The organism is Chryseobacterium gregarium DSM 19109 (assembly GCF_000430845.1).
Taxonomy (GTDB): domain Bacteria; phylum Bacteroidota; class Bacteroidia; order Flavobacteriales; family Weeksellaceae; genus Chryseobacterium; species Chryseobacterium gregarium.
On the sequence record NZ_AUMU01000017.1, the window covers coordinates 103998 to 115139 of the forward strand.

General features: G+C 41.3%; 10 protein-coding genes. All 10 read left to right on the forward strand.

The genetic code is table 11. The features are described 5' to 3' along the window. Window positions 1–171 precede the first annotated feature (171 nt). The 10 genes from H561_RS23420 to gcvP all read left to right on the forward strand — a co-directional run bounded on the left by H561_RS23420 (window position 172) and on the right by gcvP (window position 10983). Window positions 172–2655 (forward strand): DUF748 domain-containing protein, encoded by a 2484-nt coding sequence (locus H561_RS23420; protein WP_027388215.1) that lies wholly within the window; start codon window positions 172–174, stop codon window positions 2653–2655. Between the two features lie 92 nt (window positions 2656–2747). Next, window positions 2748–3581, forward strand: coding sequence for an SDR family oxidoreductase (locus H561_RS0117660; RefSeq protein ID WP_027388216.1), 834 nt, complete (start codon window positions 2748–2750; stop codon window positions 3579–3581). Window positions 3582–3669: 88 nt separating this feature from the next. After that, on the forward strand, window positions 3670–4098 hold the full coding sequence (locus H561_RS0117665; protein WP_027388217.1) for an SRPBCC family protein: 429 nt from the start codon (window positions 3670–3672) through the stop codon (window positions 4096–4098). Window positions 4099–4138: 40 nt separating this feature from the next. Then, window positions 4139–4582, forward strand: coding sequence for an SRPBCC family protein (locus H561_RS0117670; protein ID WP_027388218.1), 444 nt, complete (start codon window positions 4139–4141; stop codon window positions 4580–4582). A gap of 121 nt (window positions 4583–4703) precedes the next feature. Next, the gene (locus H561_RS0117675; protein ID WP_027388219.1) at window positions 4704–5162 is read left to right on the forward strand and encodes a DoxX family protein; all 459 of its coding nucleotides are present in this window, start codon (window positions 4704–4706) and stop codon (window positions 5160–5162) included. Window positions 5163–5516: 354 nt separating this feature from the next. Continuing rightward, entirely contained in the window at window positions 5517–6071 is a 555-nt protein-coding gene (locus H561_RS0117685; protein WP_228372298.1) for an RNA polymerase sigma factor, read from the forward strand. Between the two features lie 10 nt (window positions 6072–6081). Continuing rightward, on the forward strand, window positions 6082–6429 hold the full coding sequence (locus H561_RS0117690) for a hypothetical protein (RefSeq protein ID WP_027388222.1): 348 nt from the start codon (window positions 6082–6084) through the stop codon (window positions 6427–6429). Between the two features lie 84 nt (window positions 6430–6513). After that, window positions 6514–6783 carry a hypothetical protein gene (locus H561_RS22750; protein ID WP_051349436.1) on the forward strand — a complete coding sequence of 90 codons (270 nt, stop codon included), beginning with the start codon at window positions 6514–6516 and terminating at the stop codon, window positions 6781–6783. Window positions 6784–6962: 179 nt separating this feature from the next. Further along, complete coding sequence (locus H561_RS0117700; protein WP_027388223.1) at window positions 6963–7610, forward strand: J domain-containing protein; 648 nt, start codon at window positions 6963–6965, stop codon at window positions 7608–7610. Between the two features lie 514 nt (window positions 7611–8124). Next, entirely contained in the window at window positions 8125–10983 is a 2859-nt protein-coding gene (gene gcvP / locus H561_RS0117710) for an aminomethyl-transferring glycine dehydrogenase (protein ID WP_027388224.1), read from the forward strand. Window positions 10984–11142 lie beyond the last annotated feature (159 nt).

Below are 11142 nucleotides of genomic sequence, written 5' to 3' on the forward strand. Positions count from 1 at the left end.
TGCAAAGAAACAGCACACGTAGGATATGAAATTCAGGATAATTTTCGCAAATAAGCAGAAAACAATTAAATTAAGGGTTAATATCATTTTTATTGTGGAATTGGAATAGGATTTGAGAATAATGTAAGGTAATGCTGGTTTCCTTTTTTTAAATAATCAGCTGATGCCTACATGAAAACGAAAATTAAACAAAAGCCCGGAAAATGGAAAAAGACAATACTGATTATTTTAGGAATCCTGATTATTTTAGTGCTTGTTTTCCCGTTCTTACTGAATATTTATCTTAAGCACAAGCTTCCGGAACTGATCAATGAAAAGACCCCGTATCGGATTGTCTTAAAAGATTTTGATCTTGATCTTTACCAGGGGAATATTTCTGCACATTCAGTGGTTGTCCACACCAAAGCCACCAATGATTTAGCTGTTACCAGGATTGAAGGAAGCGTGAAAAGCCTGCAGATAGAAGATTTCGGCATCTGGAAAGCTATTTTCAGTAAATCCTATCATGTAAAAAACATACAGCTGATTGATCCTGATATTCAGGTTGCCTTAGGCAGGGCGAAAAAGAAGAAAAATCCCGCACAGAAGAAAACCGATTTCGAAGCCGGGAATATTCTTGTTACCAACGGAAATATTTCGGTAAAAGACGCCGGACAAAAAGATATTTTTAACGGGAGAAACGTAAACATCAATCTTACGGAGATCCGCCAAAGTAAAGATGCTTCAAAACTGCCCGTTTCTTTCAAAGATTTTAAAATCGACGCCCATGAGGTAGTGGTTACCGTAAATGACTTTTACCAGATCTTTGCCAAACAGATCAATGCAAAAAATAAACAGCTTAGCATCAGCGGATTTCACCTGAAGCCTATTGAAAGCCCCGGACTTTATAATGCTAAAAATGTTTTTGACCTGAAAGTCAGCCAGCTCCTGGCGGAAAACTTTATCATCGACCAGGATTCTTTAATTATAGAAAATACCCGGTTCACAAAGCCGCAGCTGATTGTTACCTCCACCGATAAAAAAACGGTAAAAGAAAACCCGAAGGAAGTCAATTTAAAAATAGGAATTAAAAATTTCGATATCCGCCAGGGTTCTGTGTTGGTACAGCAGAAAAATAAAGTAAAAACCGCATCGGTTGATAATTTCCGCCTGAATTTAAACGACATCGTCTTTGATAAAAATACAGTAAAGCAAAAGGTTCCGTTTGCCTTCTCCGGGCATAATATCGAACTGGAGAATATTTATTTTATGACCGATCCCCTGCAGGCGGTAAGTATCGGGAAAATTTCTTCAGACAATGATGATATTTTTTTGGATGACGTTCAGTTCAGGGCGCTTGGAAAAAGCAGCACGAAAGATGTATTCAACATCAAAACAAAGAAAATCGAACTTCTTAAAAACACATCGCGGTTTGCCGGCCAGCAGTTCCAGCTGAAGTTTGCTGCCGTTAATGTTTACCGGCCGGATATTGAAATGATGGCCGCGGATCATAAAAAGAAAGCCTCCGGTACAAAGAAAGCCGCTGCTCCGGATCTCCTTGCGAATCTGGGAGTTGTGAATATCATCAACGGAACATTCTCACAGAAATCAAGAGGTGCTGATAAAATAAAGGTCGGAAACTTCAATATTAAGCTGAACTCGGTCACAACGGATAAAAATATACTGAAAGAATCCATTCCATTTCATGTCAAAAAACAATTGGTCACAGCCAATAAGATTGATGTGGATGCCGGTAAATATTACCGGTTGAAAGTGGATGCGATAAAAAATACCGGTAAATTGACACAGGTTACGGATTTTGGTTTTCTTCCGAAATATTCCAGAGAGAAGTTTAACCGGATGATTGCGGTGGAGGAAGACCTCTATACCATAAAAGTAAAGTCGATTAACATCACAGACCGGAATTCCATTTTCGGAAACAATACGGCCATTGATCTTGACCGTATCGTTTTTGACGGGGTGAACTGTAACATTTTCCATGATCTGGCACCTCCTGATGATATCGGAGTGCGGTACATGTTCAGCAAAAAGCTCCGGGATGTGAAGTTCCCTTTGTTTATCAAACAGATCGATATTAAAAATTCACGCCTTGCCTATGAGGAAGTTGCTGAAAAAGCCCAGATTCCCGGGAAAATTACTTTCGAAAATTTTAATGCTTCCATCTATAATGTCAACAGTGCGAAGATGAAAGGCCGGCCCACAATGGTAAAAGTGGATTCTCATTTTAAGCTTTTCGGGGATGCCGATACCAAAGTACAGTGGCAGTTTGATGTGGCCAATCAAAATGATGATTATGCCATCAACGGGATGATCAATGATCTTTCTGTGGAGAATGCCAATCTCTTCGTAAGGCCTTACCTGAATGTAAGCCTGGACGGGAAAATTCATTACCTGAAATTTGACTACAAAGGGAACAGTAAAAATATCGGAGGTAATTTTTACTTTAAGTACAGCGATATGAATGTTAATTTCATGAACAAGAATACGGGCAAGGAAAGGAAGCTGCTGAGTGCTATCGCGAATATCTTTGTTAAGAACGACTCCAAGGGCGAGCCCAGCCATGTGGAAGTAGCTATAGAAAGAGATCCTAATAAAAGCTTTTTCAATACCCTGTGGCAGGGAATTATGGAAGGCCTGAAAAAATACCTGATTTAGGCTGAAGTTTCAGGGATCAATCCCCGTTTCGTATTCTGCCGATGCCCTGTTTCGGCGTACTGTTTGATATAGTGTAGAAAAAAGATTTGCCTATGAAGACACAGAACAAGTCAGACTCAAAATCAGAAGTCCCGAATGAAGGGCTGTTACCTGAAATCATCCGTGAAAATTATCATGGGAGCGGAAAACTGACCGGTAAAAAAGCATTGATTACCGGCGGAGACAGCGGAATCGGACAGGCAGTTGCCGTTCATTTTGCCCGGGAAGGAGCCGATGTTGCGATCATTTATAAAGAAAGCGATGATGATGCCGGAGAAACCAAAAAACTGGTAGAAAAGGAAGGCCGTACCTGCATCATCATCAAAGGAGATCTTGGTGACAAAACATTCAGGACCGGCTGTACTGAGCGAATTAAAAAAGAATGGGGAAAGCTGGATATTCTTGTGAATAATGCCGGTATCCATACTTCAAAAGATACACTGGAAGAGATTTCGGATGAACAGATCCAGGAAACCTTCAATACCAACATTATTTCGATGATTTCCCTTACACGAAATTTATTGCCGGTCATTAATGAAGGCGGCAGGATTATCTGTACCACTTCGGTAACCGCCTACCGCGGAAGTGATCACCTTATTGATTATGCGGCCACCAAAGGTGCCATATTGGCATTTATGCGTTCCCTTTCCACCAATCTTGCAGAAAGGAAGATTCTGGTGAACGGTGTTGCCCCCGGCCCGATCTGGACACCCTTGGTCAAAGAAACGTTTGATGACCTTTCCACTTTCGGGAAAGACACGGCGCTGAAACGTGCGGGCCAGCCTTCTGAAGTGGCCCCGGCCTATGTTTTTCTCGCTTCGGAAGACGCTAGCTTCATTACAGGCGAAGTGATCCATGTTAACGGAGGTGATTTCGTAGGCGGCTAAATTCATTTTAAAACTTAAACTATTCCAAGTCTGTTTATGCAATAAGCAGACTTTATATTAACTTTACTTTACCTAACAGAACAGGACAATGGAAAAATTACATTTTGAAATAGAGATCAATGCAGAACCTGCAAAAGTATGGAGCGTGCTGTGGGATGATATTTCTTACCGGCAATGGACGACTGCCTTTACAGAAGGGTCCTTTTATCAGGGGACATGGGAGGAAGGAAGCACGATGAAATTCTTCGATTCCCATAACAACGGAATGTACAGCCGGGTGGAAAAAAATATCCCGCATAAATTAATGAAGCTGCTGCATCTGGGAGAGATTTTTGACGGGATCGAAGCGGCCCGGGACTGGGGTGAATCTACGGAAGCCTATATTCTTGAAGAAAATGAAGAGGGGACCGGATTGACGGTGGAGATCCAGGCCGGTCAGGAATTTAAAACTTTCTTCGAAGAAAAATTTCCCAACGCTTTAATGATCATCAAAAACCTTTCGGAGAATCAGCTGTAATTAAAGGATAGTGAAGCTTAAACCAATTAAAAATATAAATATGGAAACCTTATCTTATGAAAAAGTAATCAATGCTCCGAAGCAGAAAGTCTGGGATGTGCTCTGGAACCCTGAAACCTATGCCCGGTGGACCCAGTTTTTCGGTCAGGGATCGGTAATGAAATCAGACTGGCAGGTCGGCGGAAAAACCTATTTTGTGAATGCTGAAGGCGCGGGGATGGTTTCCACCATCGACAGCCTTGAAGAACCTGACCAGATCATTTTCAAGCATCTTGGAACGGTGGATAAAGACGGAAATGAAGATACCCGGAGCAAAGAAGTGATGGAATGGAGCGGCTTCTTCGAAAAATATATCCTGATTGATTTTGACGGGCAGACCAAGCTCCATATAGAAGTCCAGGTTGAAAAAGACTGGCATGATGATATGGACGCCGGGTTTATACAAGGCGTGGAAAAAATTAAAAATCTTGCTGAAGGAAATTAAATTAAAAGGAACTGAATAGTTTATTCCTCACAAATTCAGCGGAAATTACAGATTTTTATCTAATTTTAAAACCCTAACGGAAGGGCTTCAAAAATCTGTTTACTCTGCGAAATAAAATACTATGAAACTGTTAACAATTCTTTTTGTCACATTCGTTCTGGCTTTGTTGGGAACCAAAATATTTCAGGGCGACTGGAATTTTTTGTTTTCCGGAAACCTGGGAATGGCTGTTTTTATCATATTCACCGGTTTTTCCCATTTTAAATTTCAGAAAGGGATGGCCATGATGATCCCTGATTTTATTCCGGGTAAATTGTTTTGGGTCTATTTTACCGGGATTATTGAAATCGCAGCCGGGATCGGGCTGATGATTCCTTCCATCCGTCAACTGACCGCTGTCTTGCTGATTATCTTCTACGTGCTGGTTTTTGTAGCCAACATCCAATCATCAAAGAAGAAGATCAATATTTTCAAAGCAGATGATACCGGCCCCGGGATGGACTATCTCTATAAAGAAAGAATCCCGATGCAGGTGATCCTGATCGTATGGACCTGGTATTTCGGCCTATACCTGAGCTAATCTATTGATTGATCAACATCATAATTGACGGAAAGTTTTTGCTTTCCGTTTTTTAATTCAGCTAATTGCTAAAAAGTATTCAACTTAAACTGATTCACCGACTGTATTTAAATTCCCCTCCGATGGAGGGGTGGCAAAAATTCAAAGAATTTTTGACGGGGTGGTCTATTGATTTAATCAGGAAACTCCAAGAACTAAAATGGTATAATCACTACATTTTCAAAGTAAATATTTTTTGTCAACCCACGATAAACAAAAGAAATTCCTTACTTCCCGAAAAATATTTTAAATTTATTAAAGTAAAACAAAAATACCAGCCGTCATAGCCATATGGAGGTTGTCGAAAAAATAGCAATGCCACAGAAAGAGAAGGAAAATATCATCTCACAGACCGTTTCAAAGTACGGCGGAAAGCTGATGTCGTATATCCGCCCTAAGGTAAGGAATACGGAAGATGCGGAAGATATCTTGCAGGAAGTGTGGTACCAGTTCAGCAGTATTACCAATCTGTCCGAGATCGTTAATGTCGGAGGCTGGCTGTACCGGGTAACGGCCAATAAGATCACGGACAAATACCGGAAAAAGAAAACCGAGAATCTTGAAGATTTCGTGTACGAAGATGAAGACGGGACTTTTTCAATAAAAGATATTCTGCTTCTGGATGACAGTGCAGGCCCGGAAATAAAAATGTTCCAGGATGAAATCTGGAAAAAGCTGTTTGAGGCGCTGGATGAACTTCCGGAGAAACAGCGGCTGGCGTATGTGGAAAATGAGCTGAATGACAAAACCCTCCAGGAAATTGCCGACGAGCAGGGTGAGAATATCAAAACGATCATCAGCCGGAAAAATTATGCCGTGAAACATTTGAGAAACAGGCTGAGACAATTATACGAGGATTTAAATAATTAGAAAAAATATCATGAACAATAAATATAAAAAAAGCTGGGCACTTTTAATTCTATGTCCGCCGTTGATTTTCCTTGCCGTCGCCCTGATTGTGATGTGGCTCTGGAACTGCATTCTCCCTGAGATTATCGGTGTAAAAACCATTAATTACTGGCAGGCCATGGGGATCCTGGTATTGAGTAAAATCCTTTTCGGAGGCTTTCACGGAAAATTCGACCGGGGCATGCGCGATATGAAGGAAAAACACCTGAGGCATAAAATGGAAGGCATGTCTGAAGAGGAAAAAGAAAAATTCAAGGAAGTCTGGAAAAACAGGTGCGAAAACGGTTTTTTCAGCAAAAATAAAAGAAACAACGAATAATTGAAATTTTAAGAAGTAGTAAAGTAAAACAACAATGTATTCGTCTTTATAAAAAAGAAGTAGTAAAATTTAAAATTTTGAAAAATGAAAAATTCAGTATTAAAGGGTGCTCTGGGAGCACTGGCCGTTGCCGGCGCCGCGTTGATCGCTAAAAAAGCAATACAGAGAAAAAGATTTGTAAAAGGTATTTTTGAAGAGTACGGAATCAGGGGAAAATCCCCTTTCGGGCTGGCAGATAAAATCCGGGAAATGGACGAAGAGCAGTACCAGGAGCTGAAAGGAAAGTTCAGGAGTGAGTTCGCTTCAAAATGCGGCCACAGGCAAAGCAGAAAGCAGCGTACTGCCGAAGCATAATAAAAAGTAATTAAATTGAAATTGTTTGTTCGGGTCAGGAAGCTTCGCTTCCCGACCCGAACTTTTTTAATTCCTGATGTGAAACCCCAATAACCCCTTCATTCTCCCTTATTTCATCATGACAAAATCTTCTGTATTGATGCATGAAAAAAATAAAATCCTTATTTTTGTAAGGTTCAATGAAAGATTACTACTATTTTCTCGGGATTTCTCAGGATGCTTCAGAAGAAGACATCAAAAAGGCCTATCGTAAACTTTCCCTGAAATACCATCCTGATAAAAATGAAAATGACGATTTTTTTGCTGACCGGTTCCGGGAAATTCAGGAAGCCTACGAAACGCTGAGCGATAAAGGGAGGAGATATTCTTACGACCAGAATCTCGAAAGCCACCAAAAAAGTTTCAGGTATACGGTTTCGCCTTCCATAAAAACGTTTTCGGCGAATAAAGTACATGCCAAAAAAGGGGAGGAGATCATCATTACCTGGCAGACCCAGAATGCGGATGTGGTAAAAGTGTTACCGTTCGGACTGGAAAAACAATATGGTGAGCGGGTTTTTAAAATTACGGAATTCAAGGACGGGAAATTCCAGGTCCTGCTTCATGCAACCAATTCATTGCTGCACAAGACGGCCGTTCAGGGCATAACGATTACCGAAGTTTTTGATAATGATGCCGATCAGTTTAAAGATAGTGTGGAAGAATTATTCAGGCCACAGCCAAGAACAATGGTAAACCGGAGAGGCATGCCTAAAATCGTTATGCTGATATGGGGCATACTGATCCTGGCGATTGCGATATATTTTCTGATAACAAACTTCAGCTGATTAAGAAATCTTCTTATTCCCGGGGCATTTTTTGCATCTTTTTCCTTTTTTGAATTTCTTGCAGCAGGATTTCTTTTCGCCGCAATACAATTCTTCAGTATTGATGGTAAACGCAGGGGCCAAAGGCGGAACTTTAAAAGGGACGATCATATTCATGTTGCAAATATATTAATTTAGAATAAATACAGATAACAAATTAACATAAAATTATTTCATCTGACTGTTAAACGTTTATCATTTATATTTTAGTAAGAATCAGGTTTTATAATTTCATCGCAAAAGATCACGGTTAAGGTCTGATTTTTATAAATCTATTAAAAGCCGGGTCAATAATTATTTTTCAATAAAAGTAAATATCAGCTGCTTTATCATACATAATGCTAATAAATACCTGTTACTATTGAATTATGCAGAATACTTTTACTGAAATCGCTGCGTTTTTAATTTACTTGTACAATTTTCCAAAAAACCGTAATTTTACGCATCTTTTTTACAACAAAATCTAATATAAAAAATGAATACAGAACAGTTTGTAAGCCGTCACATTTCCCTGAACGAAGCCGATAAACAGGCGATGCTGGAGAAAGTAGGCGTTTCAAGCATCGAAGAGCTTATTTCTCAGACCATTCCTTCTTCTATCCGTTTAGAAAAGGATCTTGAAATCTCAGAACCGCTCTCGGAATACGAAATGCTGATCCACTCCAAGGAACTGGCATCGAAAAACACCGATTATACAAGCTACATCGGGTTTGGTTATCACAATACTTTGCTGCCATCGGCGATTCAGAGGAATATCTTTGAAAACCCGAGCTGGTATACGGCTTATACGCCTTATCAGGCGGAAATTGCACAGGGAAGACTGGAAGCGCTTCTTAATTTCCAGACTGTGGTATGTGACCTTACCGGTTTCGGACTGGCGAATGCCTCGCTGCTCGATGAATCTACGGCAGCGGCAGAAGCAATGCACATGTTCTTCAACAACAGAACGAAAGACCAGAAGAAAGCGGGGGCAAATAAATTCTTCGTTTCAGATCTGGTATTGCCTCAGACGGTTTCCGTTTTGAAAACAAAAGCGGAAGGACTGGAAATTGAAATCGTGGAAGGCGATCACAAGACCCATGAACTGGATGGCTCTTATTACGGGGTTCTGTTGCAGTATCCGGGAAAAAACGGAATTGTTTTAGATTACACGGAGGACATTACCGAATATAAAAAATCAGATCTTCAGGTGGTAGTAGCCTGTGATCCGATGGCCTTGGTGAAATTAAAGTCGCCTGCATCCATGGGTGCCGACTGTGCCGTCGGAACAACGCAGAGATTCGGTATTCCGTTGGGATACGGAGGTCCTCACGCTGCATTTTTCTCATGTAAAGAAGAATACAAAAGGGATATTCCGGGAAGGATTATCGGGGTTTCCCAGGATATGTACGGGAAACGTGCCCTGAGAATGGCTTTGCAGACCAGAGAGCAGCACATCAAGAGAGAAAGAGCAACATCCAATATCTGTACCGCTCAGGTTCTTTTAGCCGTCATGGCCGGAATGTACGCTGTTTATCACGGCCCGAAAGGACTGAACTATATTGCAGACCAGATTCACTTCAAGGCAAATGCCCTGAAAAACGGACTGAAAGCATTAGGCTACCAGACCGTTGAAGAGCCCATCTTCGATACCGTAAAAATTATGGTCAGTGAGGATGAAAAAGGAAGACTGATGAGGATGATGCTGGATCATAAGCTGAATTTAAACTATTTCACAGAAGGCGTAGTGAGCATCGCCATCAACGAAAGCACCACATTAGACAAATTAAATGTTCTGATGGCTTCTTTCGCGCAGTTTAAAGATAAGCAGACCTTCAAATTAGAAATAAAAGAAGGATACAGCATTCCTGAAGAAAATCTTAGAAAAGATGAGATTTTAACGGAAGAAGTATTCAATAAATACCATACAGAGACAGAACTGATGCGTTACATCAAACGTCTGGAAAGAAAAGATCTGTCACTGACCCATTCAATGATTTCTTTGGGTTCTTGTACCATGAAGCTTAATGCCGCTACCCAGATGCTGCCGCTTTCATGGGATAACTGGGGAGCTATCCACCCGTTTGTACCGGTAGACCAGGCAGGAGGCTATCAGGAAATGATCCGTGAACTGGAGAAAGATTTAGCAGAGATTACCGGTTTTGCCGGGACTTCTCTTCAGCCGAATTCCGGAGCCCAGGGAGAATATGCAGGACTGATGGTAATCAGGGAATATCATATCTCAAGAGGGGAAGGCCACAGAAATGTGGTATTGATCCCTCAGTCGGCACACGGGACCAACCCGGCTTCTGCAGCCATGGCAGGAATGAAAATTGTTGTTGTTAAGAATCTTGAAAGCGGAGAGATTGATTTCGAAGATTTCAAAGCTAAAGCAGAACAGCATTCCGAGAACCTGTCTGCGGTAATGATTACGTATCCGTCAACGTACGGATTCTTCGATGCCAATATCAAAGAAATTACCAGCCTGGTCCACCAGCACGGCGGACAGGTATATATGGACGGTGCGAACATGAACGCTCAGGTAGGGTACACAAGCCCTGGGAATATCGGGGCAGACGTTTGTCACCTGAACCTTCACAAAACTTTCGCCATTCCTCACGGAGGCGGAGGCCCTGGAGTAGGCCCGATCTGTGTAGCGAAACACCTGGTTCCTTTCTTACCATCCAATGCGAACATCAGAATCGGAGCTAAAGAAGCGATTGAAGGTATTTCTGCAGCGCCTTACGGTTCCGGACTGATCCTGAATATTTCTTACGCTTATATCAAAATGTTGGGAACTTCAGGTTTGAAGAAAGCAACTGAACACGCCATCCTGAATGCCAATTATTTAAAAGAAATTTTAGCGGAACATTTCCCTATCTTATATTCCAATACGGAAGGCAGGGTAGCGCATGAGTGTATCGTAGACTTCAGACAGTTCAAATCTTTAGGTATTGAAGTGGCTGATGTTGCCAAGAGACTGATGGACTACGGGTTCCACGCACCGACGGTTTCTTTCCCGGTTGCCGGTACCTTGATGATTGAGCCGACAGAATCTGAAAGCAAATCTGAAATCGACCGTTTTGCAGAAGCATTAATTTCGATCAAGCATGAAATTGATGAGATTGCCAACGGTGATGCCGATCAGGCCAACAACGTATTGAAAAATGCGCCTCACACCGAACAGCTGGTGATCTCAGATTCCTGGGATAAACCCTACAGCAGAGAAAAGGCCGCCTATCCTTTGGATTGGGTGAGAGACCATAAGTTCTTTGCTACCGTTGCAAGGGTTGACGAAGCCTACGGAGACCGGAACCTGGTTTGTACCTGTGAGCCGATTGAAGCGTATATGTAATTACAAGTTTTAGAAATAAATGAATCCCTTTCAGTTTTGAGAGGGATTTTTTTGTATTACTTGATGATACCCTTATACTTAGGGGAGATTTGAAAAAATCGTATCGAGAAGTTAGTGATTGATAAGATTTGATTTATCAGGAATATTTGCTTGTAAGTT